This window comes from Streptomyces sp. NPDC050439 (genome assembly GCF_040655335.1).
In the GTDB taxonomy this organism is placed as follows: Bacteria; Actinomycetota; Actinomycetes; order Streptomycetales; family Streptomycetaceae; genus Streptomyces.
Genome location: NZ_JBFAJT010000004.1, coordinates 378025 through 401368 on the forward strand (window position 1 = coordinate 378025; position 23344 = coordinate 401368).

Below are 23344 nucleotides of genomic sequence, written 5' to 3' on the forward strand. Positions count from 1 at the left end.
ACGGTCGCCAGAGGGGATTTTCACTTCGCCATGGGTAACGAGCGCTGTGTGAGCCGGAAACTCTGTGCGCGGGAAATTCACGGAACCCACCCGAACGAAGGCGGTGTCTCATTCTCGTATGAGATGGGCGGTCATAAGGACGTGAAAAACCCGTCGCGCCGGCCTTGAAGGCCGACGCGACGGGTGGGGCTGACCTCGGCTCAGGAGAGCGCGGGCGTCTGGGGTGCCTGCGCCGCGGGCAGCTCCGGGGCCTTCGGCAGGGCGGGGAGCCCCGCCAGGTCGGGAGCGGGGAGGCCGCCGCCGACCAGGGTGGCGGCGACGAGGTTGACGAGGCCGGTCACGACGGTCGGCGCGGACCCGGCCACCGCCTTGGCGTCGCCCCCGGTGGCCGCCTTGATCAGGGCGTCGACCGAGGTCTGCAGTGCCTTCAGGGCGTCGGCCTTCGGGTCGGCGGACGCGGGTTCGTCACCCGGCAGCGCCTTGGGGAGCGTCAGGGTCTGCGGCAGCGTCTGGGCCTCGGGGACCGCCGGGGTCTGGGGGAGTTCGGGGGTCTTGGAGGGCTGGGCCTCGGCCTTCGTGATGGCGTCCTTCACCGGGGTGGCGAGCTTCGTGGCGTCCTCGGCCGGCAGCTGACCCTTGTCGGCTTTGAGCACGGCGGTGAGGAGATCGGTGACGGGGGTGAGCACGCCACCCGCGTCGCCCAGAACCTTGACCTGGGCGAGCAGCTTTTCCGCGTCGGGCACCGGTTCGCGGGCCGCCCCTTGGGTGCTGCCATGCGCGGTGTCGCTCTCGGCGGCGACGACGGGGCCTGCCGTCCCGATGAGGAGAGAGGCGCAGAGGACGGTGGTCGCGATACGCCGTACGGGCAGAGCGCGCATGGATGTTCCCTTCGGTGATGCGTCGGATCTTGTGTTCACCGTGAAAGCGGTGCGGACCGACCGCAACCGAGCGACTGCCATTCGGGGGCATGACCGCCGTACGGAGCAGGGAGGGAACGCACGACGGCCGTCCTCCTCGGGGGAGAACGGCCGTCGCTCAGTGCGTCTTGCCGAAGCGTCAGCTGTTGACGCAGGTGTTGCCGAACGCCGGGTTCAGCAGGCCGATCACGTTCACGGTGTTGCCGCAGACGTTGACCGGGACGTGGACCGGGACCTGGGCCATGTTGCCCGAGAGGACGCCGGGCGAGCCGACGGCCGCACCCTCGGCGCCGGCGTCGGCGGCGGCGATGCCGGCGCTGCCGGCCATGGCGGCCACGACAACGGTGGAGAGGGCGAGGGCCTTCGCGGTACGCGACATGCGGGGTTGCTCCTTGGTCAGTTGATGCTCGGCAGGGCGGGGTGCCCGGCCCATGGATCAACGGATGTCGCCCGCGAGAGTTGTGGGCCCAAAAGGGTGATCTGCTGGCGCCGGGTTAACGCGAGGGGCCCTTCCGGCCGTGCTCATGGCAGGTTTCGGGCGTTACGCACTTCACGTTTCCGACACACTTGTCAGCCTTCCTGGATTAATGCGGAAAACGGCTAGTGTTGCTCTCCTCCTGAAGCCATTTGTAAGAACAAGTGCGGGAAGTTACGCGTCCGGTGCGACTGTCGCATTTAAATTCTCTCTCCTGGTTCGGACCTTTCCCGAAAGGGCAACGCCGAGGCGCCGTGCATGCAACTGTCATCAACTGACCATCGGCTGAGCGTCCTTCACGTCGCCCAGCCCGTCGACGGCGGAGTGGCCCGCGTGGTCACCGACCTCGTGAAGTCCCAGCTGTCCACCGGGATGCGGGTCGACGTGGCGTGTCCGGACGGCGGCCGTCTGCCGGATGCCGTACGTGGCCTGGGAAGCGGCACGCACGCGTGGGCGGCGGCCCGCTCCCCGGGGCCGGGGCTCCCGGACGAGGTGCGGCGCCTCGCCCGCATCGTCGACGAGCTGCGCCCGGACGTCGTGCATGCGCACAGCGCCAAGGCCGGGCTCGCCGCCCGGCTCGCCCTGCGCGGCAAGGTGCCCACGGTCTTCCAGCCGCACGCCTGGTCCTTCGAGGCCGTCGGCGGGGTCACCGCGCGGCTCGCCCGGCACTGGGAGCGCTTCGGGGCGCGCTGGGCCACGCACATGGTCTGCGTCAGCGAGGCGGAGCGGCTCACCGGGCAGCGCTCCGGCATCGACGCGCCCTGCTCCGTGATCCCGAACGGGGTGGACGTGGAGCGCTTCCGGCCGGTGGCCGCGCAGACGGCACGGGCCGACCTCGGGCTCTCCCGGCAGGAGCTGCTTGTCGTGTGCGTGGGGCGGCTGTGCCGGCAGAAGGGGCAGGACGTCCTGCTGCGGGCCTGGGCTCAGGTCGCCGAGCGGCTGCCGCTGGCCCGGCTCGTGCTCGTCGGGGACGGGCCCGACGCGGCCGGTCTGCGCGAGCGGGCGTCCGCCTCCGTGCGGTTCGCCGGAGACGTCCGGGACGCCACCCCCTGGTACCGGGCGGCCGACCTCGTGGTCCTGCCGTCCCGCTGGGAGGGCATGGCCCTCGTACCCCTGGAGGCGATGGCCTGCGCCCGGCCCGTGGTCGTCACCGACGTGGACGGCGCGCGCGAGAGCCTGCCGCCCGCACTGGTGTCCCACGGCCTGGTCCCCGCCGAGGACCCCGAGGCACTGGCGCAAGCCCTCCTGCGGCTCCTCGGCGATCCGCCCCTGCGCGAATCCCTCGGCAGGGCAGCGCACCGCCACGTCCTGAACACCCACGACGTGCGGCACACCGCGGACGCTGTCGCGGCCGTGTACCGCGAGCTACTGGGCGTGGGACCCATCAAGTGCAGGGAGTCCATCAACCCGTGAGTGCGGAACGAACCGTCGCCCCTGCCGCGCAGCCACGGGCGGCCGACCACGCCATCGCCACCGCCTCGGTCATCCCGCCCCGCGGGGCCGGGGGCGGCCGCAGGACGAGCATCACCTGGGGGGCTTCGGCGCGCCGCTCGTCGGCCCTCCCTCTGTACGCCGTCGACTGCAGCGCCGCCCTCCTGGGCACCGTGCTGCTCACCGATCCGCAACGCCACCCGCTGCTCGTGGTCCTGCTGCTCGCCGCGGTGACCGGCCTGAACGCACGCGCCGCGCTGTACCGCCCGCTCGCCGTGCCCTGCGCCCTGGACGAACTGCCCTCGCTCGCCTGGCAGGCCCTCCTGAGCTGGTGCGCCGTGGGGCTCCTCGCCACGAGCGTCCCCGCCCTGGAGCCGCTCTCCCTCACCACCCTGTGCACGGCGGCGGCGCTCCAGAGCGTGCTGTGCTGCGCGGGCCGCGGCGCCCTCTACGGATGGGCGCGCAGGGCGGCGCTCCGGCAGCCACGCCCGGCCCTGGTGGTCGGTCCCGGCACCGTCGCGCGGCGCGTGGCGGAGGCGGTCCTGCGCCATCCGCGGGCCGGGGTGCGGCCCGTGGGCATCGTCGGGGACGCGCCCGCCGAGCGCCCGGAGTCGGAGGGCGCCGAACTGCCGGTGCTCTCCACGATGGAGGAGCTGCGCCGCGCGGTCATCCAGAACTCCGTGCGCACGGTCCTGGTCGTCGGACCGACCCCCGGCCCGGAGCAGATCGGATGGCTGCGGACGCTGAGCGGTTCGGGCTGCGACGTATGGGCGGTCGACGCGACGCAGCCGCCGGGCTATGACGCGCCCGGACGCCAGGCCAGATCCGGGCGGCTCGCGGGGTTCCCCTGCCGTCAGCTCGTGCCCGTGCGGCGCAGGCACTTCAGCGTCAGCAAGCGCGCCCTCGACCTCGTGACCTCGGGAATCCTGCTGCTGCTCATCAGCCCCGTGCTCCTCACGTGCGCCGCCGTCCTGCGGGCCACCGACGGCCCCGGCGTGATCTTCCGGCAGGAGCGCATCGGCAGGGGCGGCCAGCCGTTCACCCTGCTGAAGTTCCGTACGCACCGGCCCGCCGATCCGCACGAGGCCGCGACCCGGTGGACCGTCGCGGGCGAGCAGCACATGAGCCGGTTCTGCCAGTTCCTGCGCCGGTCCTCGCTCGACGAGCTTCCCCAGCTGTGGAACGTCCTGCGGGGCGACATGAGCCTGGTCGGCCCGCGGCCCGAACGCCCCTATTTCGTCGGCAAGTTCAGCCAGACCTATCCCGGATACGCCGAGCGTCACCGGATGCCGACCGGCATCACCGGGCTCGCCCAGATCCAGGGGCTGCGGGGTGACACCTCGATCGAGGACCGGTGCCGGTTCGACAACGCCTACATCGACAGCTGGTCGTTCTGGCAGGACCTCTGCATCCTGCTGCGCACCGCCGTCTCCCTCGTACGTCCGACGGGGAGCTGACCTCCTTGAACGGTGCCCCGATCACGCTCGTCCCGCCCGGCTCACCGGCCGCCGCGATCTCCTCGGCGCTCAGGAGCGCCGGTCCCGTGCTGCCCGTCATGGCCGTGGTCGCCCTGCTCGCGCTGCCGGTCCCGCCGAGCGACGGCGGCACCGGCGGCGGCACGGCCGCCGACGCGGCCTCCGCCCTGGTGGTCCTCTGGTGCGTGGTCCGCACCGTGCGCGGGGCGCGCCGGCCGCTGACCCGGACCGCGGCCGTCGTGCTCGGCATGCCGGTGGTCGGCATCGCGGTCGCGGCGGTCGGCGCGAGCACCGCCACCGCCGGGATGACCGGCCTCGCGCGCTATCTGCAGGTCTTCGTCCTCGTGCCGGCGGCGGTCCTGCTGCTCGTGCGTGACCGCCGTGACTTCCGCCTGGTGGCCTGGTCGCTCATCGGCCTCGCCCTGTTCCAGGGCTCGATCGGCGTCCATCAGTACGTCACGGGCACGGGCGCCAGCTACATGGGTTCGGACGTCCGGGCCGTGGGGACCTTCGGCGCGAGCGACGTCATGGGGATGTCGACGGTGGTGTCGTACGGAGTGGTGTGCGCTCTCGCTCTCGCGCTCGGCCCGGCTTCCCCGAGGCAGCGTCAGATGGCCCTTGCGTGCGCGCTGCTCCTGACCGTTCCGCTCGCGCTCTCCTTCAGCCGCGGCGCCTGGATCGCCACCGTCGTGGCCTGCGGCGCCCAACTGGGTCTCGCGGGCGTACGGAACGCGCTGCGGGCCCTCGCGGCGGTGGCTGCCGCGGCCGTGGTCCTCGTGGGCGGTCTCGGCATCGGCACGCAGCTGCTGCAGGAGCGCGTCACCAGCATCACGCAGGTCTCCGACGCCCCCGACCAGTCGGTCACCGACCGGTACACCATGTGGGCCGCCGCGGTGGACATGTGGCGTGCCGAGCCGGTGACGGGCGTGGGGCTCAAGGCCTTCCCCGACCACCGCGACAGCCACGCCTCGCTGGCCCTCTCCTCGGCCAGCGACACCGCGGGCGCGGGCGCCGGGTTCAGCCGCCAGCCGCTGCTCTCCCCGCACAACATGTATTTGCTCGTCCTCGGCGAGCAGGGACTGCTCGGTCTGTGCGCGCTGGTGGGCAGCTGGGCGGCGTTCCTGCTCCTTGGCCTGCGGCGGCTCGTCCGGGTGCGCGGGGGCGCGGGCGCGGACTGCGCGCTCGTCGCGTGCGGGCTGCTGCTGTGGCAGCTCGTGGACTTCTCGTACGCCGACATCGGCGGTCCTTCGACGGTGCTCATGGCCGTGGTCCTCGGGCTCGTCGCCTGGTGGGCGCTGTCCCGCCGCGCGCTGGCCGCGCCGATGCCGGGGGAGGTGCCGCGATGACCTCCACCACGCACTCCGTGGACGCGGGCCCCGCGGGCAAGGTGCCCGCTCCGGCCACCGGGACCGGTCCCGCCAAGGGCTCCGACCCCTCCAACGGCTTCCTCGCCAAGGCCGCCCTGATCACCGCCGCCCTCACGGTGGCCGGCTCGGTGCTCGGTCTCGTGCGCGACCAGGCGCTGGCCCACTTCTTCGGGGCGGGCCCCGAGACCGACGCCTTCCTCGTCGCGTGGACGGTCCCCGAGGTGGCCACCACCCTGCTCATCGAGGACGGCCTGGCCTTCGCCCTCGTCCCCGCCTTCAGCATGGCGCTCGCCCGCCGGGGCCAGGGCGCGCGCCGCGACCCGGTACGCGCCCTGGTCGCCGCGTCGCTGCCCCGCCTGATGCTGGCCTCCGGGGCGGTCGCGCTGCTCCTGATGGCCGGGGCGCCCCTCTTGGTGGACGTCCTCGCGCCGGGGCTGCCCGATCCGCGCCTCGCCGTGGACTGCACGCTGCTCACGGCCACCTGTGTCTTCACCTTCGGCCTCGCCGGGTACTGCAGCGCGGCCCTGCGCGCCCACCGCCGGTTCGTGGCCCCCGCGGGCATCTACGTCTTCTACAACATCGGCATCATCACGGCTGTGTTCGTCCTGGCCCCCCGCTACGGCGTCCGGGCGGCGGCACTTGGCGTCGCGGCCGGCGGCGTACTCATGGTGCTCGTGCAGGCCCCCTCGCTCTGGCGCCAGCTCACCCGCGACACGGCGGACGCGCCCGACGGGAAAGCCGCCGGCCCCTCGGCCCCCGCGCTGATGAGCGGCACCCTCGTCGCGACCGTGCTGCTGTTCGCGCTGTGCCGGCAGTCGCAGGTGCTCATCGAGCGTTTCCTGGCGTCCTCGCTGCCCTCGGGGGCCATCTCGCACCTCAACTACGCGCAAAAAGTGGCGCAGGTGCCGATGATCCTGTCCCTGATGCTGTGCACGGTCACCCTCCCCGTCGTCGCGCGGGCCCTGGCCGAAGGCGACGTCAAGCGCGCCAGGTCACGCGTCGAGCGGGACCTGGGCCTGGCCGGCTGCGTGGTGCTCCTCGGCACCGGCGTGGTGATCGCCTGCGCGCCGCAGCTCATCCAACTCCTCTTCCAGCGGGGCGCGTTCACCGCGGACGACACTGTCGCCACGGCGGCCGTGATGCGCGTGTACGCCCTGGGGCTCCTCGGCCACACGCTGGTGGGGGCGCTCACCCGCTCCTATTTCTCCGGCGGCCGGGCCACGTGGTTCCCGCTGGGCGCGATGGCGGTCGGGGTCGCCGCGACCGCCGGGGCCGGCAGCTGGGCGGTGGACCTGTGGGGCGTACGCGGCATCGCGCTCGCCAACGCGGCGGGCATCAGCGTCACGGCCTGCGTGCTGCTGTGCGGGATGGGTCCGCGCAATGTGCCGATCCGGGTCCGCGGGGTCCTCGGCGAGCTGGCCAAGCCCGTGGCCGCGGCGGTGTGCGCCACCGGGGCGGGCGCCGCCGTCGCGAGCGGCCTCGACTCACCGTCAGCCGCCTTCGCCGTCGGCGCCTCGACCGTCACCGCCGTGTTCGTCCTGGTGCTCTGGGCCCTGAAGGCCAGGGCCGTCGAGCCCGTCCTCCGCTCCGTCGCACGCTCCGTCACATCCGCCACACGAAAGCTCACGCATGTCCGTTGACACAGCACTCGGTGAGACCTCCCGTTCACGGCGCACGCGGCGCTGGCTGCCGCAAGCGCCGATGTGGGTGGCGATGTACCACTCCGTGGACACCTGCGCGGACGACCCCTACAAGATCACCGTCTCGCCCGAACGCCTCGCGGCCCAACTGCGCTGGCTGCGGCGCCAGGGCCTGCGCGGGGTGAGCATGTCGCGGCTCCTCACGGCGCGCGCCCGCGGCGAGGGACGCGACCTGGTCGGCCTCACCTTCGACGACGGCTACACCGACTTCGTCGCCCACGCCCTGCCGCTCCTGCACCACTACGACTTCGACGCCACCGTCTTCGTGCTCCCCGGCCGCCTCGCGGGCGACAACGCGTGGGACCCGCTGGGCCCCCGCAAACCGCTGCTCGACGCGGCGGGCATCCGTGTCGCCGCCGCCGAGGGGATGGAGGTCGCCTCGCACGGCCTGACGCACGTCGACCTCACCCAGGCGGACGACCGACTGCTGTGGCAGGAGACCAGCGGCAGCCGGGTCGCCCTGTCCGACCTCATCGGCCGCGAGGTGGAGGGTTTCTGCTACCCGTACGGCACCGTCGACCAGCGCGTGGTCGACACCGTACGAGCGGCCGGCTACCGCTACGCCTGCGCGATCTCCCCCGGCCCCCTGACCGGGATGCACGCCCTGCCCCGCGTCCACATCGGGCAGGAGGACACCGCCCTGCGGCTCCAGCTGAAGCTGCGGCTGAACCGGCTGCGCCGCCGTACGGTCCGCGAACCGGCGGTGGGCGAATGAGGGCCCTGCACATCATCACCGGCCTGGGAGTCGGCGGCGCCGAACAGCAACTGCGCCTGCTGCTGCGCCACTTGCCCGCCCAGTGCGACGTCGTGACCCTCACCAACCCCGGCCCGGTCGCCGAGGGCCTCACGGCCGACGGGGTACGCGTCGTCCACCTGGGCATGTCCGGCAACCGCGACCTGGGCGCCGTGCCGCGCCTGGTGAAACTCATCCGCGGCGGCGGCTACGACCTCGTGCACACCCACCTCTTCCGCGCCTGCCTCTACGGGCGCATCGCCGCCCGCCTCGCGGGGACACGCGCCGTGGTGGCCACCGAACACTCCCTCGGCGACGCGCAGATGGAGGGCCGGCCGCTGACCCCGGGCGTCCGCGCGCTGTACCTGACCGGCGAGCGCCTGGGGCGGGCCACGGTGGCGGTCTCCCCGTCCGTCGCCGAGCGGCTCAGCCGGTGGGGGGTGCCCCGGCAGCGCATCCACGTCGTGCCGAACGGCATCGACGTCGAGCGGTTCCGCTTCGACCCCCGCGCCAGGGTCGCCGTACGCCGCCGACTGGGCCTCCCGGACGAGGCGTACGTCGTCGGCGGCGTCGGCCGCCTTGCCCCCGGCAAGCGGTTCGACGTCCTGCTGCGTGCCCTGGCCGCGCTGCCCCGGGACGTGCGCGTCCTGCTGGTCGGCGGCGGTCCCGAGGAGGCCGGGCTGCGGGCCGCGGCGGAACAACTCGGCGTCGCGGACCGCGTGGTGTTCGCGGGGGAGCAGCCCTACCTGTCCGAGGGGGCGACCGGGCTCCCTGCGTTCCTCGCCGCCATGGACGTCCTCGCGTCGCCGTCCCCCGATGAGGCCTTCGGCCTCGCCGTCGTGGAGGGTCTCGCCGCCGGTCTGCCGGTGGTCTACGCCCGGTGTCCCGCCGTCGAGGATCTCCCGCCGGACGCCGCCCCCGGCGCCGAGCGCGTGCCGGGCGACGCGGATTCCTTCGCGGGGGCGCTGCTGCGGGCCAGGTCGGCGGGGCCACGGGCGCGCCTCGCCCCGCAGGCCGCGCGGCACTACAGCATCACCCGCAGCGCCGCACAGCTGATGCACGTCTACGAGGCAGCTGCCTCCGGCTCGACCCCGAGAGTGAGTTCCTGATGACCGATACCCTCAGCAGGCGGTACCGCCCGGCCGACCCGGCCCTGATGCTGGCCCGCGTGAAGCGACTGCCCGCGTGGTGGCTGCTGCCCGCCGGTGCCGCGCTCGGCGCCCTCACCGGCGGCCTGTACGGCGCGGTCGCGACACCCGAGTACACGGCGACCAGCTATGTGATCGCCGTCCCGCAGAAGGACTCCGACCCCACCGCCGCGCTGGGCTTCGCCACCGCCTACGGCCGCGTCGCCACCCAGCTCGCGGTGCTCGGCGACGCCCAGGTGGAGTCGGGCGTCTCGCCGCAGACACTGCGCGAGAGCGTGCGGGCCGCCACCTCGCCCGACGCCCCGATGATCTCCATCTCGGCGACGGCGGCCAAGCCGGGCAAGGCGCGCGACATCGCCAACGCGGTCTCACGCTCCCTGACCAACAACGCGAACCACACCAAGGACAGCACGCGGGTACGTCTCCTGCAGCTCTCCCGGGCGGTGAAGCCCGAGGCCCCCGCATCGGCGTCGGCGCCCATGACCGCCCTGGTGGGCGCCTGTGCGGGAGGCCTGCTCGGCGGGCTCGCCCTCCTCGTGCGGCCCCGCCGCGCCGAGGACGCCCCGTCGGCCGCGGTGCCGGGCCCCGCGCAGTCCGCCGACATCGACCGGGAGAGGTGACCGGGGTGGCGGGCAACGCCCTGAAGGCCGAACTCTGCACGGACGAGGCCGAGTTCGGCAGGCTCGCGTCGGCGTGGGCCCGGCTGCACCGCACGTGCCGGACGGCGACGCCGTTCCAGAGCCACGCGTGGCTGCACTCGTGGTGGCTGTCCTACGGCGCGCGCGGGCGGCTGCGCGTGGTCCTCGTGCGCAAGGACGGCGAGCTCGTCGCCGCGGCGCCGCTGATGCGCGCGTACCTCCCGCTCCCGGCGCTCGTGCCGCTGGGCGGCGCGATCTCCGACTTCACCGACGTGCTGATCGACGACACGTGCGCCGACGAAGCCGCGGACGCGCTGGCCGACGGCCTGTCGAAGCTGGCCCGCGGCGCCCTGATCGACTTCCGCGAGGTCCGCTCCGGAGCCGCGGTGGAAAGCATCTACGAACGCTGGCGCGGGCCCCGGCTCCGCCTCGCGGACTCGCTCTGCCTGGAGCTGCCCGCCACGTCGATGGAGGAGCTGCTCGGGCGGCTGCCCGCACCCCGGGCCCAGCGGGCGCGCGCCAAGATCCGGAAGCTGGACGCGCTCGGCGTCGAGCGACGGGTCGTACGGCACGACGAGGTGGACGCGTCGGTGCGCACGCTCCTGCACCTGCACCAACTCCAGTGGCAGGGCCGCAAGGTGACGTCCGAGCATCTGCAGCCGCGGTTCTCCGAGCACCTCATCAGGTCGGTGGGGCTGATGGTCAGGTCGGGCGACGCGGTGGTCACCGAGTTCCGGCTCGACGACGACGTGGTGGCGGCCGACCTGACCCTCCTCTCGCCCCACCTCGTCGGCGGCTACCTGTACGGGGCGCACCCGCGGCTCCGCGAGCGGAAGGTGGACGTGGCGACGATGCTCCTGAACGCCTGCACGCAGCACGCCGAGGGCGAGCGGAGCCGGGTGCTGAGCCTCCTGCGCGGCAACGAACCGTACAAGCACCACTGGCGCCCCGAGGAAGCCACCAACCACCGGCTGCTCCTCGCCCGCCGGCGCACCGCCCCCGTGCTGCGGGCCGCCGCATGGGAGGCGGCGGCCCGCAGCCGGGGCAAGGAATTCCTGCGCGAGCGCCGGGAACACCGGGAAGCCCGGGAGCGCCCGGAGAAATCCTGAGCGCTCCCGGTCGGCCCCGCCTACGACCGCTTGTACCAGTCCAGGCGCATGCACAGTTTCCCGCCCAGCCAGTGCTCGACCCAGTCGCCCAGGTTCAGCGGGGAACAGTTCGGCGGCTGCGTGGGCTGCGTCGGCTCCGGGGCGGTCGGCCCGGTGTCCGTACGGCCGAAGAGCAGGGAGCGGTAGGCCTTGGAGGACTTGGGATTCTCCTCGCACTGCCACACGCCGTGCGGGCAGTAGTCGGTGACGGTGTTGTACAGCGGCTTGTGCTCGTCCATCCAGGCGAGCATCTTCCGCATGTATTCCTCGTTGTCGCCGTTCCGGAAAAGACCCCACTCCGGGTAGGAGATCTCCTTGCCGTGGGATTTCGCGAATTCCACGTGCTGCTTCAGCCCGTACGGCTCACTGACCTGCTCGGCGAAATCAGTGCCCGTCGGCTGGTCGTACGAGTCCATGCCGACGATGTCCACGACGTCGTCACCCGGATAACACTGCGTCCACGGAATGGCGTCCCGGCCCCTGTTCGGCGTGAAATCGAACTTGAACTTCTGGCCCGGTACCGAACGCATCGTCGTGACGATGCGCTTCCAGTACTTCTTCCAGGACTCCGGGTCGGGGCCGCATCGATGGGTGTACGTGGTGCCGTTCATCTCCCAGCCGAGCACCACCACGGTGTCCGGCACGCCGAGCTTCACCAGCCGCTCGGCGAGGGTGCGGTAATGCTTGTCGAACTCACCCGCGGCGCCACGGCGGAGCAGCGAACGGACCTCCCAGTCGCCGACGCGGTCCTCGTTGCGCTCCATCATGGGGACGTTGAGCACGAAGAGCCGGTCGTCCTTCGCGCGCCGCCACTCGGCCCAGCTCTCCAGGAAGTTCGGCGCCCCCTCGATGTTGCTCCACCGGTCGCCCGGCAGGTAGGTGTGCCCGACGTCGAGCTCGGCGCCGCCCAGCCACTTGCTGAGCTCGGCCATGCGCTCCACGCCCTGCGGCCCGTAGGTGAGGTAGGCCCCGAACGCGGGCTTCGAGCCGGGCTGGGAGGCCGGTGGACCCGGGTCCTGCCCCGCACCCCACGCGTGCCCGGAGCCGACGGCGAGCGCTGCTGACACGACGATTCCGGTGGCGGTGAATGCGAGTCGTCTACTGGGGGTCCGGCGTCTCTGCAAGGCCATGGTCGCTCCTCATGCTGCTCCTCATCCACTGACACTCAGTCATATGTATTTCTATTGCGCCAATCGAGCCCCTAATCCTCTGGGCGTGCCCATCGCCCGCATGGGGGACGGAATTGAGAGAATTTGGCCGTGCTCACTCTCGACACCCGGGTCCCCGCGGTTCTGCTGCGGATCGACCGGAACCCTTTTCATCACGGCACACTCGGAGCCGTCCGGTCATTGGGCCGCGCCGGAGTGGAGGTGCACGTGGCGGCCGCGGATTCCGCGGAAAGCCCCGTGCGCAGATCCCGCTATCTGCACCAGACGCACCCTCCGCCGCCGCCGGGCGCCTCACTCCGGGACATCGCCGTCGTACTGCGCCGCATCTCCCACCGGGTCGCCAGGCCGTCCGTGCTGATCCCGATGGACGACGCGGGCGCCCTCGCGATCGGACGCCTGCAGAGAGAACTGGCCGAGACCTACCTCCTGCCCGACCAGGCCCGCGGCCTCGCGGAACGGGTGGCCGACAAGGCGACGCTCACCGAGGTGTGCGCCACGGCGGGAATCCCGCACCCGGTGACCCTCCTGCCGGAGTCCGCGGCCCAGGCGTCCGCAGCCGTACGGCAGTTGGGGCTGCCCTTAGTGGCCAAGTGGAGCCGCCCGTGGCTGGTCCCCACCGGGACGGATCTGCGCAGCACGGTCCTGGTGCGGTCGGCGGGGCAGGCCCAGGAGCTCTTCCGGCGCAGCGAGGAGGCGGGCAGCCGGCTGTTGCTCCAGGCCTTCCTGCCGGACGCCCCCGGCCGCGACTGGTTCGTCCACGGGTACGTCGACCGCGCGGGGGCCGTGCGCGGCGGCGGCTCCGGCCGCAAGCACCGCTCCTGGCCGCGCGGGGCGGGCCTGACGGCGGTGGGCGAGTGGACACCCGACCCGGGCCTGCGGGCCGACGTGGAGAAACTAGTCGGCACCCTGGGCTACCGGGGCATCTTCGACCTCGACTTCCGGGTGGACCCCGCGACCGGCGAGCACTGTCTGCTCGACTTCAACCCGCGGCCCGGCGCCCAGTTCCGGCTCTTCGCCGACGGCACCGACCTGGACGTGGTGCGCGCCCAGCACCTGGACATGACCCACCGGCCGCTGCCGGCCGCCGCCGCCCTCCCCGGCCGCTCCTTCGTCGTGGAGAACTACTCCCCGCTGGCCGCCCTGCGCCTCCTGAGGGCGGCGGGCCCCGCCTCCACCGCGGCACACCGCCGCGAGTTCGCCTGGCACGCCCAGGACGACATGGCGCCCGCCCGCGCCATGTGGGTGCTGTGGTCCCGGCACGTGACGCGGCGGGTCCTGGGCCGCATGCGGCGGACGGTGCGCCCGACGGCCCCGGCCGCACCGCCGGCGCCCGTACAGACGACGAGAGAGCGAGCAGTCGCCGATGCATGACCTGTTGGTTGTCGGAGCCGGCCCGTATGGGCTCTCCATCGCGTCACACGCCGCGGGCGCCGGACTCGACGTACGCGTCTTCGGCAGACCCATGGCGTCCTGGCGCGACCACATGCCGCGGGGCATGTTCCTGAAGTCGGAGCCCTGGGCGTCGAACCTGTCCGACCCCCGGCGCCGCCACGGCCTGGCCGCGTACTGCGAGCGCAACGGGACGCGGGCCCGGCACGGCGAACCCATCTCCGTGGAGACGTTCGCCTCGTACGGCCTGTGGTTCGCCCAGCACGCCGTCCCGGACGTCGACGAGCGCATGGTGGCGAGGATCGGCGCCTGCCCCGGGGGCTTCGAGGTGGTCACCGACGACGGCCAGGCCATCCGGAGCCGCACGGTGGCCCTCGCCGTCGGCGTGATGCCTTTCGTCGAGATCCCCGCCGCCCTGCACGGGCTCGGCGCGCGGCACGTCTCGCACAGCAGCCACCACCGGGACCTGGACCGGTTCCGCGACCGGGACGTCACCGTGATCGGCGGCGGCCAGGCCGCCCTGGAGACCGCGGCGCTCCTCGCCGAGCAGGGCACGCGCGTACGGGTGCTCGCCCGGTCGAACCGGCTGAACTGGAACACCGTGCCCCCTGCGTGGAAGCGCCCGTGGCGGGAGTCCGCCCGCGCCCCGCACAGCGGCCTGGGCTGCGGATGGCGCAACTGGTTCTACGCCGAGGTGCCGGGCGGCTTCCGGCGGCTCCCCGAGGCCACCCGCGCCCGCGTCTCGGCGTCGGCGCTCGGCCCGGCGGGGGCCTGGTGGGTGCGCGACCGGGTCGAGTCACGCGTCGAGGTGCTGCTCGACCACGAGGTCGCCACGGCGTCGGTCGCATCGGACCGGGTGCGCCTCGCGACCGCCGGGAGCGAGGGCGCGGGCCCGGACTTCGACACGGACCACGTCATCGCGGCCACCGGCTTCAGGGCGACCAGCGCTCGCCTCGGCCTGCTGGACCCCGGCCTGCGCGGCGGCCTGGCGGTGAACGCCGCCGAAGAGCCGTACGCCTCCGTGGAGTTCGAGTCCTCCTACCCCGGCCTGTTCCTGGCGGGCCTGGTCACGGCGTCCAGCTTCGGCCCGGCCATGCGCTTCGTGCACGGCGCCTCTTTCACGGCGGGACGGCTGGTACGAGGCGTTCAACGCAGCCTGCGCCGGGCCCCGTTGAGCTCCACCGTTCCGGCGCCGACCGGCGGGCGAGGCCGCCGGGCGCTCCTGGGTGCCGTCAAGCGCTGAACGAGAACCCGGCGCCTGGGGACCCGATCAGGTGATGCCCTCGGCGAACGGGTGAATCGGTTCTTCGTCCCGGGCGATCAGGTGGTGGACTCTGTCGTATGGGACGGGCCTGTTGCCCTCCGCCAGCCGTCGGCTCCATGCCGTGGGTAGGCAACACCCCCTTCGCGGGCCGGCCCCCCTCCCGCTCTGGCGGGGAAGAGACCCTCGGGTGTCTCTTCCCCGCCAGCGGTGTGTCCGGGCGGACTAGCGGCGCGGCGAGGCGAACCCACGCCGGTACAGAATCCCGCCGCCGACCAGCAGAGCGGCGCTCGCGGCGGCCGCGGCGAGCAGGTCCTGGTCACTGCCGGTCTCGGCGAGCCGAGCGACGGCGTGCGGCGCCTCCTGCGCGGCCGACTGCAGCTGCCGGGCGGTCGAGGAGGACGCGACGTGCTGCGGCGGCCGACCGGTCTCCATGGGCGGCATGGCGCGGTCGACGGGCGGCTGAGCGGCCCGGGGAGGCGTCTCGGGGGTGGAGGGCGACTCGGGCGACTCCGGCGAGGTGGGCGTCTCGTGGCCCGGGGACGTCGGCGCGGGTGCTCCGTTGGCGCAGCCGTTGCCGCCGGCCGGGTTGAGCAGACCCACCACGTCCACGGTGTTGCCGCAGGCGTTGACCGGAACGTCCGCGGGCGTCTGCACGTTGTTGCCCGTCAGGACGCCGGGCGAGTGACTGGTGTTGCCCTGGGCCGTCGACTGGGTGCCCGCGTGCGTGCCCGAGTGGGACCCCTCGTCCGAGGTGTCGCCGTATCCGTGCCCGTGCCCGTAGCTGCCGCCCGTCCTGGTCTCCGCGCGCTCCTGCGACGGCGCCCGGTGCGGGGCGTCGGCGTGCCGGTGCGGGGCGCCGGTGTTCGCGCAGCTGTTGCCCATGGCGGGGTTGCCCACGCCGACCGCGTTCGCGCTGTTGCCGCAGGCGTTCACCGGTACTTCCACGGGGGCCTGCACGCTGTTCCCGGACAAGATCCCGGGCGAACCCGTCGCAACGCCGTCCGCGCCCGCGGCGTACGCGTTCGAGCCGGACAGGGAGAGGATGCTGGTCGCGGCCGCGGTCGCGAGCATTCCTTTACCAATGACCTGTCGCATCTAGTTGTCTTCCTCTGAGCAGTGGAAAGCCGGCCTTGGAGTCGTAGCGACGTCCAAGGCCGGCCATGAGAGTCACAGCCAGGTGGCTGGGTGCTACCTCAGGTGTTGGCGCAGGTGTTGCCGAACGTCGGGTTCAGCAGGGCGATGATGTCGACGGTGTTGCCGCACAGGTTGACCGGGACGTGGACCGGGACCTGGACGAGGTTGCCGGAGAGGACGCCCGGGGAACCGACGGCCGCACCCTCGGCGCCGGCGTCGGCGAACGCGGGAGCCGCCATGCTCATGGCCATCACGACACCGGCGATGATCGATGCGCTCTTCTTGTGCTTCACAGATGTTCCCTTCTCTGTGGTCATGCCGATCTGGCAGTCGAAACCGAGCGAGAACCACGTTGCGTCCCGCTCCATGACCCGCAGCCTGCAAACGAGTTGACGGTCCGGAAGAAACCGTCAGTTTTCGACCAATCGGGAAATTCACCCGAATTAACGCGCGCAAAAAATGAAGAAGCCCGGGCTGCCGGGCCTTGTGACAGGCCGGCAGCCCGAGCGTTCTCACGCCGGCAGATCAGCCGTTGAGCTCGCCGTTCCCGGACAGGACCGGGATGTCGTTCAGGATGTGCGACAGCGGCTCGTCGCCCTTCGCCTGCGTGGAGTTCTCGGTGCACTGCTGGTTCTGCGGCGCCGACAGGATCGGGATGTCCTGCACTCCGACGTTCACGAGCGCGACGATCGACTGCAGGTTCGCCTTGACCGGGAGGCCGACACAGGGCTTGTTCAGCGAGCCCTGGACGAGGGAGAGCTGGGGGCTCATGTCGCCGTGCGTGGCGGAGTTGCCGTACGCCTGCTTGGCACCGTTGCCGCTCAGGGAGGTGGTGCCGTGGTCGTCACCGATGGCCAGCGCCGACGGGGCCGCGGCAGCGGACATACCGACGACGGAAACGGCAACTGCCGCCGTGGCCATAGCCTTCTTCATCATTTTGTGTGTTCCTTTTCTGGCATGAGCTCGAGTCACTGCGGACTGACCAACCGGCTTGCAGGAGTTTGAGTTTCGGGGCTTCACCCGGTTGGGTCCCGTGTCGGACCATCATTGGGCCATCAGAGTGAACCGCAGCAACTAAGCGCAGGGTGTGGAGTTAATCAGAGCGCTCCGGCGAACGGGGTTTCTCCAGAAGGGAATTACTTGTGATTAAGAAGGGTATGGCCGCAGCCGCGGTTGCCGTCTCCGTCGTCGGCATGTCGGCCGCCGCAGCTCCGTCGGCCATGGCGATCGGTGACGACCACGGCACCACGTCGCTCAGCGGCAACGGCGCTCAGCAGGCGTACGGCAACTCCGCCACGTACGGCAACATGAGCCCGCAGATGGCGCTGATCCAGGGTTCGCTGAACAAGCCCTGCATCGGTCTCCCGGTCAAGGCGAACCTGCAGTCGCTCGTCGCGCTCGTGAACGTCGGAGTCCAGGACATCCCGATCCTGTCGGCGCCGCAGAACCAGCAGTGCACCGAGAACTCCACGCAGGCCAAGGGCGACGAGCCGCTGTCGCACATCCTGTCCGACATCCCGGTGCTCTCGGGCAACGGCAAGGGCAACAGCTGATCCCCCACGCATTGCGCAGCGGGCCGCCGTTCACCGGCGGCCCGCTGCCGCGTTCCATGCTCTTGACGGCTCCTCCCGCCGTCAGCCCCTGGGCCAGTGATCGTGTGACATCAGGGCCTGCCATTCCTGGTCCGGGCGGCCCGGAACGGTTTTTCCCTGTCGTTCCCAGGAAGCCTGCAACGACTTGAAGATGGGGTCATCGACGCGGCTTTCCGGAGAATTCCTGCTCACCGGGATGAGGCCCTGCCGCTTCCACTCCTGCTTGAAGTCAGCCATGTTCCCTCGCCATCGACGGGCGTGTGTCGGACCATCTGTTCCAGGCGTGGAATCCGGGGAAACCGAACAGCTTAGGGCGAACGAGTTGTTGTTCCTGCGTGCCGTGAACTCTCGCGCTCCGCAGTGGCGTAGAACGGTTTACCGTTTCGTCGTCCCGGTTCCCCCGCAGCGGAGTCCAGCTTGCGCACTCACTTCCACTCACCGACCGGAGCCCGGCGGACGCGAAAACTGCGAGTCGCGGTTCCGGGGGCTCTTCTGATCGGCGTGACCATTGCGATGGGAAATGCCGCCGCGCTGCCTCTCCCCGTTCAACGCGTCGATGTCTTCGGCGACATGAAGAATCGACCAAACGAGGGAAGCGGTACGAATATCCTCCTGATGGGGACGGACGGCCGCGACACCATCACGCGCAAGGAGAAGCGGGATTACCGCGCGGGCGGGGTCGCCTGTGACTGCACGGACACGCTCATGCTGGTCCACGTCTCCGAGGCGGGGGACCGCGTCAGCGTCGTCAGCCTCCCCAGGGACTCCTACGCCGACATCCCGGCGCACCGCGACAAGGCCACCGGGCGGATGCGCCCGGCGCACCCGGGGAAGATCAATGGCGCCTACGCGCAGGGCGGTCCCGCGCTGTCGGTGCGGACGGTCGAGGCGATGACCGGCGTCCGCGTCGACCGGTATCTGCAGCTCGACTTCCGGCGCTTCATGGACAGCGTCGACACGGTGGGCGGCGTGCGGGTCTGCACACCGCGCCCTCTCAAGGACAAGACGACGAAGCTGGACCTCGCCCCCGGCAGCCACCTGCTCAACGGCGGACGGTCCTTGCAGTACGTCCGCTCCCGGCACGTGGACACCAGTGCCGACTTCGGGCGGATCCAGCGCCAGCAGCGCTTCCTGATCGCCGCGATGCGCGCCGTACGTACGGGGAACGTCCTGGCGGACCCGGTCAGGGCGGCGCAGCTCGGCCGGGCGCTGGTAGGCGCGGCGTCGGTCGACCGGGGGTTCAGCACCGAACAGATCCTGCGGCTCGCGACGGAGCTCGGCAGACTCCCGGCGTCCTCCATGGAGTTCACCACGGTGCCGGTGAAGGGCTTCAGCCAGACGCTGAAGGGGTCGCTCCAGTGGGACCGGGCCAAGGCCGGCAAGGTCTTCACGGCCCTCAACCGGGACCAGCCCCTCACGGCCCCCGACTCGCAGGCCAGGCTAAGTGATCCACCGCGGTTCGGGAGCCCGGCGACCGTCCGCGGCGACACCCTGGAATGCAGTTGACGGTGCTCTGATTACTACGCCAACCGGGTCGAACGTCGCAACCAACGCCGTGTCAGACAGTTGATCATCACGCGGCTCTGCCAAGGGAGCCCGCTCTTGAAGGGAATCAAAATGAACAAGCTGTGGGCATCCGCGGCCGTCGCCGCCTCCGTCGCCGGAATCTCGGCAGGGCTGGCCCCCCAGGCCCTGGCGATCGGTGACGACCGAGGCACCACGTCGCTCAGCGGCAACGGCGCCGAGACGGCGTTCGGCAACTCCGCGACCAAGGGCAACCAGAGCCCCCAGCTCACGCTCGTCCAGGGCACGCTGAACAAGCCCTGCCTCGGTATCCCGGTCAAGGCGAACGTCCAGTCGCTCGTCGCGCTCGTGAACGTCGGAGTCCAGGACATCCCGGTCCTGTCCGCGCCGCAGAACCAGCAGTGCACCGACAACTCCACGCAGGCCAAGGGCGACGAGCCGCTGTCGCACATCCTGTCCGACATCCCGGTCCTGTCGGGCAACGGCTCGGGCAACGGCTGATCTTCCCCCCAGGGGCCGGCCGTCGTCGTGCCGGCCGGCCCTTTCGGCTCTCGCCGTGTCGCCTCCACGGTGTGGGGGCGACACGCCGGGGGTAGAGGCTCGGCGTGATTGAACTCGCCGACATGATCGCGCAGTTACGTGGGGAACTCGCCGCCGCCATGGCCGCGGCGCAGGACACCGAGGACGACACGCTGCGCTTCGAGCTGGGTCCCGTACAGCTGGAGGCGGAGTTCGCCGTACAGCGGTCCGCCGGTGCGGACGGCAGGATCCGCTTCTGGGTCGTCGAGGCAGGTGCCTCCGGCCAGCAGGCGCACAGCACCACCCATCGCGTCACCCTCAGCCTGGAACCCCGCGTCCGCGACACCGATCAGCGGCCCTGGGTCAGCGGTGACCGGACCCCGCGCGAACGCTGAGCCCGGCCACCATGGGGGCGGCAGCAGGTCTTGAGGCGGCGCGGGTCGCCGAGGTGCTGGTGGAGAGGCCGGGCGGATCGCCCGGTCGGCGCGGGTCCGGATATCGCGTGGGGGACAGGTCCGTGCTGACGGCCGCACATGTGGTCGCAGGCCCGGTGACGTCGTTGCGGGTGCGCTTCGACGCCGATCTGCCGGGGGAGTGGAGCGCCGACGTACGCGTCGTCCTGCTCGCCGAGGCGGTGGATCTCGCGCTCCTGCAGATCACGACCGAGCCGCCCGAGCATTGCTCGACCGTCGAGAACCCCCGCTACGGCGCCGTGCCCGAGTCCGACGTGGTGCTCACCGTCAGTGCGGTGGGCTTCCCCCGCTTCAAGCTGCGGGACGACCGGATGCGCCTCCTGGACGACGGCGCCCCCAGCCAGTACCGCGACTCCTGCCATGTCTCGGGGACCGTCTCCGCCCTGTCCAACCGCCGCGAGGGCACACTCGAACTGGCCGTTCTCGCGCCCCGCGCGGACCCCGAACCGGAGCGCTCGCCCTGGGAGGGAATGTCCGGCGCGGTGGTCTGGTCCGGCGGTGCCGTCGTCGGTGTGATCAGCGCCCACCACCGCTCGGACGGCCTGGGGCGGCTCGCGGCGCACCGGGTGGAGCACTGGTACGGCGCGCTGTCCTCCGCAGAGTTGGAACGCCTGCACGCCGACGCGGGCCTGCCGCTGCCCGGAGGGCTCGCTTCCGCGGCGGAACCGGAGGGGCCGACGGCGCCACCCAGCCTGGCGAATCTCCCCTCTGACCTGCCCTTGCGTGAACTCATGGCGCTGGTCGACGCGTTGACCAAAGTCCCGTCCCTGAAGGACCCCGGCAGCCTGGCTCTGGTGCTCGCCAGCATCGAGGGGGAGATCGCCGCGAACAGGCCGAGGGACCCCAGGCTCAGGATGGACATTTACGGCATCGTCCACACCTGCCTCCGCTATCGGGGCACACTCGATCAGCTCCTGGAGACCGTCCGGCTCCTGGAGGGGCAGTCCACGGAAGTGACGGTCGTCGACCGTGAGGCAGCTCAACTGGCCAAGCGTTACTGCTGACTTGATGTCGGGCACGGCTCGGATGCGGGGTTTCGCAGCGTGCCGTGCTGGGTCATCATGAGGGGGAAAGGGATGGCGCATGCACGGAATCACGGAGGGGGACTTGGCAGCCGTGGAGCAATCGATGCCTGCCGTCGAGTCCGATCTCGTAGATCTCTCGGGGGTTTCTCTTGAAGCGCTGCTCTCCATGGACGGCAGTGCCATCGCGGGGTCGCTCGAACCCCTGCTGCGCCACATCGACGACGCCCGCGCCGTCACCATGTCGTACAGCCCCTCCCGCTTCGACTGACACGGCCGCGGCCGCCACCGCGCCGTGGAGCACCCATGTCGGATAGCCGTGGGGCGGCCATGTCGGACGGTCGCACGGTGACGACGGGCCTGGCGTTCCACCGGCTCTCGGCGCCGAGCGTTCTCGCGCTCGCGCGGGGCGAAGGCGGCAGCGCGGCGGTCGAGGAGCTCCTCACCGCCGAGCGCAGCCGCCGTCTGCTGCTGGTGCGGGCCCTCGCCGACAGCCTGGGCGAGGGCGATCCGCCGCAGCCCGCGGGGACGGCCCCCATGTCGCACCGGGCGGCCTGGAAGCTGCTCGCGCGCACCCAACAGCACGCGCCCCAGGTGTTCGAGGACACCCTGATGTGCCCGCACACCGGCATGTGGCTGTCGCTCGCCCTGCGCAGGCTGCGCGGCGCGGCGGCCTACGAGGACGCGCCCCTGTGGGTGGTCGCGGGGCATCTGTCGGCGCTGGCCGCCGCCGCTGCCGCCCGGGCGGGCCTCGACTTCTCCCTCACCGTCCCGGTGCGCCACGGCCGGGTGCCGCTGCCCGCCCTGGGCTGCGCGGTGTTCGCGGACGCGGACGAGCCGTGGGGCACGGCCCGGGTCGACGCGCGGGAGGGGCGGCTGCGGATCACCGCGGGTGCGGAGACGGTGACGGCCGGGCCCGCGTGGTCCCGTTCGGCGCCGGGCTGGCACGCGGCGCGCCGCCTGGAACTGGAGCCGGCGGGCCCCGGGAAGCTCCTGCTGCTCGACGAGTCGGACCCCTACCGCACGTTCCCGCACCCGAGCCCGCCCCGCCTCCTTTCCGCCGAGGAGGCGCGGACCTGGCAGGACCTGCTCACCGGCGCGTGGGCGATCCTGCGGCGCGACGAGCCGCAGAGCGCGGAGGCGATGCGCGTCGGTCTGATGTCGCTCGCGCCCACGCCGGCCAGAGAGCCCTACCGGCCGCACAGCGTCACGGCCGGGGACGCGTTCGGCGGCGTCATGGCCTCGCGTCCCGACGACGTGGCACAGCTCGCCGCGACGCTGGTGCACGAGTTCCAGCACACCAAGCTGGGCGGTCTGATCCACCTGGGGCCGCTGAGCGAGCCTGCGGTCCCGCCGGGGGCGCCGGAGCAGCTCTTCTACGCGCCCTGGCGGGACGATCCGCGGCCTCTGGGCGGGCTGCTCCAGGGGATCTACGCCTTCGCCGGCGTGGCCCGGTTCTGGTCCGTCCACCGGCATGCGGCCGAGGCCGCGTACGCCCCGATGGCGCACTTCGAGTTCGCCCTCTGGCGCGCCCAGGTGTCGGCCACCGTGGATCTCGTCCACCGCCACGACCGTCTGACCGCCCTGGGGCGACGGCTCCTCGGCGCGCTGCGCGAGAGGTGCGAGGAGTGGATGGCAGAGCCGGTGCCGGCCGCCGAACTGGCGCTGGCCGAAGAGGTGGCAGCCGACCACCGCGCGCGCTGGCGGGCCCACCACCTGGGGCCGCCCGCCGCGGCCGTAGAGGACGCCGTGCGGGCCTGGCGGCGAGGGGACGCACGGCCTCCGGCCGCGCTCGCCGCGCCGCCCGAGCTCGCTCCGGTCGCCGACACCCGCTACCTGGACACTGCGGCCGTCCTGGCCCGCTACCGCCTCGGCGCCCCGGAAGCCGATCCGAGCGACATCGAGGGTGCCCGCGTCGCCGATCTGCTGCTCGCGCGGGGTGACCTGAGTCGGGCGTGCGACGCCTTCGTCACCGAACTCGCGGACAAGGAGACGGCGTCCGCCGCCTGGGCGGGGCTCGGCAGGGCCCTGGCCGGGGCCGCCGAGCACCGGGACGCCTCCCGGCTGCTGCGCCACCACCCGGAACGGGCCCGTGCCGTACAGAGCGCGCTGGAGCACGCCACGGGGCGGGGCGCCGATCCGGTGGAGCTCGCCACGTGGCTGGGCCTTGGGCTGGGCGAGTCGGACCTGGACTAGCGCGGCGGGGGCGCGGGCCCCCGCCGTGGC

24 protein-coding genes are annotated in these 23344 nt (G+C 72.2%); 17 read left to right on the forward strand and 7 right to left on the reverse strand.

Annotated elements, in window-relative coordinates; genetic code table 11:
- Nucleotides 1-200 precede the first annotated feature (200 nt).
- Both AB0I66_RS19085 and AB0I66_RS19090 read right to left on the reverse strand, forming a co-directional pair.
- A complete protein-coding gene (locus tag AB0I66_RS19085) occupies nucleotides 201-878 on the reverse strand; it encodes a hypothetical protein (protein ID WP_363209032.1) in 678 nt (225 codons plus the stop codon).
- Between the two features lie 178 nt (nucleotides 879-1056).
- Complete coding sequence (locus AB0I66_RS19090; RefSeq protein WP_363209395.1) at nucleotides 1057-1245, reverse strand: chaplin; 189 nt, start codon at nucleotides 1243-1245, stop codon at nucleotides 1057-1059.
- 405 nt (nucleotides 1246-1650) lie between these two features.
- Here AB0I66_RS19090 and AB0I66_RS19095 point away from each other — a divergent pair, with 405 nt between their 5' ends.
- From AB0I66_RS19095 to AB0I66_RS19130, 8 genes are all read left to right on the forward strand, one after another.
- Entirely contained in the window at nucleotides 1651-2805 is a 1155-nt protein-coding gene (locus AB0I66_RS19095) for a glycosyltransferase (protein WP_363209033.1), read from the forward strand.
- Nucleotides 2802-4280, forward strand: coding sequence for a sugar transferase (locus AB0I66_RS19100; RefSeq protein WP_363209034.1), 1479 nt, complete (start codon nucleotides 2802-2804; stop codon nucleotides 4278-4280). The genes AB0I66_RS19095 and AB0I66_RS19100 overlap by 4 nt, the downstream gene beginning before the upstream one ends.
- 98 nt (nucleotides 4281-4378) lie before the next feature.
- Nucleotides 4379-5644, forward strand: coding sequence for an O-antigen ligase family protein (locus AB0I66_RS19105; protein WP_363209396.1), 1266 nt, complete (start codon nucleotides 4379-4381; stop codon nucleotides 5642-5644).
- Nucleotides 5641-7305 carry a lipid II flippase MurJ gene (locus tag AB0I66_RS19110; RefSeq protein WP_363209035.1) on the forward strand — a complete coding sequence of 555 codons (1665 nt, stop codon included), beginning with the start codon at nucleotides 5641-5643 and terminating at the stop codon, nucleotides 7303-7305. Before AB0I66_RS19105 ends, AB0I66_RS19110 begins: the two co-directional genes overlap by 4 nt.
- A gap of 61 nt (nucleotides 7306-7366) precedes the next feature.
- Nucleotides 7367-8080: a polysaccharide deacetylase family protein gene (locus AB0I66_RS19115; protein ID WP_363209397.1), complete on the forward strand. Its 714-nt coding sequence runs from the start codon at nucleotides 7367-7369 to the stop codon at nucleotides 8078-8080.
- Nucleotides 8077-9207 carry a glycosyltransferase gene (locus AB0I66_RS19120; RefSeq protein WP_363209036.1) on the forward strand — a complete coding sequence of 377 codons (1131 nt, stop codon included), beginning with the start codon at nucleotides 8077-8079 and terminating at the stop codon, nucleotides 9205-9207. The genes AB0I66_RS19115 and AB0I66_RS19120 overlap by 4 nt, the downstream gene beginning before the upstream one ends.
- Entirely contained in the window at nucleotides 9207-9866 is a 660-nt protein-coding gene (locus tag AB0I66_RS19125; protein WP_363209037.1) for a lipopolysaccharide biosynthesis protein, read from the forward strand. Before AB0I66_RS19120 ends, AB0I66_RS19125 begins: the two co-directional genes overlap by 1 nt.
- A 5-nt stretch (nucleotides 9867-9871) precedes the next feature.
- Nucleotides 9872-10993: a GNAT family N-acetyltransferase gene (locus AB0I66_RS19130; protein ID WP_363209038.1), complete on the forward strand. Its 1122-nt coding sequence runs from the start codon at nucleotides 9872-9874 to the stop codon at nucleotides 10991-10993.
- Between the two features lie 20 nt (nucleotides 10994-11013).
- On the opposite strand, the gene AB0I66_RS19135 is transcribed toward AB0I66_RS19130, so the two are convergent.
- Complete coding sequence (locus AB0I66_RS19135) at nucleotides 11014-12162, reverse strand: glycosyl hydrolase (RefSeq protein WP_363209039.1); 1149 nt, start codon at nucleotides 12160-12162, stop codon at nucleotides 11014-11016.
- Nucleotides 12163-12291: 129 nt separating this feature from the next.
- On the opposite strand from AB0I66_RS19135, the gene AB0I66_RS19140 reads away from it, so the two are divergent.
- Both AB0I66_RS19140 and AB0I66_RS19145 read left to right on the forward strand, forming a co-directional pair.
- Complete coding sequence (locus tag AB0I66_RS19140; protein WP_363209040.1) at nucleotides 12292-13572, forward strand: ATP-grasp domain-containing protein; 1281 nt, start codon at nucleotides 12292-12294, stop codon at nucleotides 13570-13572.
- A complete protein-coding gene (locus tag AB0I66_RS19145; RefSeq protein WP_363209041.1) occupies nucleotides 13565-14833 on the forward strand; it encodes an NAD(P)-binding domain-containing protein in 1269 nt (422 codons plus the stop codon). The genes AB0I66_RS19140 and AB0I66_RS19145 overlap by 8 nt, the downstream gene beginning before the upstream one ends.
- 243 nt (nucleotides 14834-15076) lie before the next feature.
- Here AB0I66_RS19145 and AB0I66_RS19150 read toward each other — a convergent pair whose 3' ends face one another.
- The 3 genes from AB0I66_RS19150 to AB0I66_RS19160 form a co-directional block, all read right to left on the reverse strand.
- Nucleotides 15077-15949: a chaplin family protein gene (locus tag AB0I66_RS19150; protein ID WP_363209042.1), complete on the reverse strand. Its 873-nt coding sequence runs from the start codon at nucleotides 15947-15949 to the stop codon at nucleotides 15077-15079.
- A 98-nt stretch (nucleotides 15950-16047) separates the two neighbouring features.
- Entirely contained in the window at nucleotides 16048-16305 is a 258-nt protein-coding gene (locus AB0I66_RS19155) for a chaplin (RefSeq protein WP_363209398.1), read from the reverse strand.
- A 208-nt stretch (nucleotides 16306-16513) separates the two neighbouring features.
- Nucleotides 16514-16924, reverse strand: a complete 411-nt coding sequence (locus tag AB0I66_RS19160; RefSeq protein WP_363209043.1) for a rodlin — start codon at nucleotides 16922-16924, stop codon at nucleotides 16514-16516.
- A 206-nt stretch (nucleotides 16925-17130) separates the two neighbouring features.
- On the opposite strand from AB0I66_RS19160, the gene AB0I66_RS19165 reads away from it, so the two are divergent.
- Entirely contained in the window at nucleotides 17131-17541 is a 411-nt protein-coding gene (locus AB0I66_RS19165) for a rodlin (RefSeq protein ID WP_344521470.1), read from the forward strand.
- Between the two features lie 81 nt (nucleotides 17542-17622).
- Here AB0I66_RS19165 and AB0I66_RS19170 read toward each other — a convergent pair whose 3' ends face one another.
- Nucleotides 17623-17817 (reverse strand): hypothetical protein, encoded by a 195-nt coding sequence (locus tag AB0I66_RS19170; protein WP_363209044.1) that lies wholly within the window; start codon nucleotides 17815-17817, stop codon nucleotides 17623-17625.
- Between the two features lie 333 nt (nucleotides 17818-18150).
- On the opposite strand from AB0I66_RS19170, the gene AB0I66_RS19175 reads away from it, so the two are divergent.
- The 6 genes from AB0I66_RS19175 to AB0I66_RS19200 all read left to right on the forward strand — a co-directional run bounded on the left by AB0I66_RS19175 (nucleotide 18151) and on the right by AB0I66_RS19200 (nucleotide 23314).
- Entirely contained in the window at nucleotides 18151-19086 is a 936-nt protein-coding gene (locus tag AB0I66_RS19175; protein WP_363209045.1) for an LCP family protein, read from the forward strand.
- A gap of 111 nt (nucleotides 19087-19197) precedes the next feature.
- Nucleotides 19198-19605, forward strand: a complete 408-nt coding sequence (locus tag AB0I66_RS19180; protein ID WP_363209046.1) for a rodlin — start codon at nucleotides 19198-19200, stop codon at nucleotides 19603-19605.
- 104 nt (nucleotides 19606-19709) lie between these two features.
- Nucleotides 19710-20018, forward strand: a complete 309-nt coding sequence (locus AB0I66_RS19185) for a trypco2 family protein (protein ID WP_363209047.1) — start codon at nucleotides 19710-19712, stop codon at nucleotides 20016-20018.
- Nucleotides 20019-20029: 11 nt separating this feature from the next.
- Entirely contained in the window at nucleotides 20030-21100 is a 1071-nt protein-coding gene (locus AB0I66_RS19190; protein WP_363209048.1) for a trypsin-like peptidase domain-containing protein, read from the forward strand.
- A 79-nt stretch (nucleotides 21101-21179) separates the two neighbouring features.
- The gene (locus AB0I66_RS19195; RefSeq protein WP_363209049.1) at nucleotides 21180-21389 is read left to right on the forward strand and encodes a hypothetical protein; all 210 of its coding nucleotides are present in this window, start codon (nucleotides 21180-21182) and stop codon (nucleotides 21387-21389) included.
- Between the two features lie 35 nt (nucleotides 21390-21424).
- A complete protein-coding gene (locus tag AB0I66_RS19200; protein WP_363209050.1) occupies nucleotides 21425-23314 on the forward strand; it encodes an HEXXH motif domain-containing protein in 1890 nt (629 codons plus the stop codon).
- Nucleotides 23315-23344 lie beyond the last annotated feature (30 nt).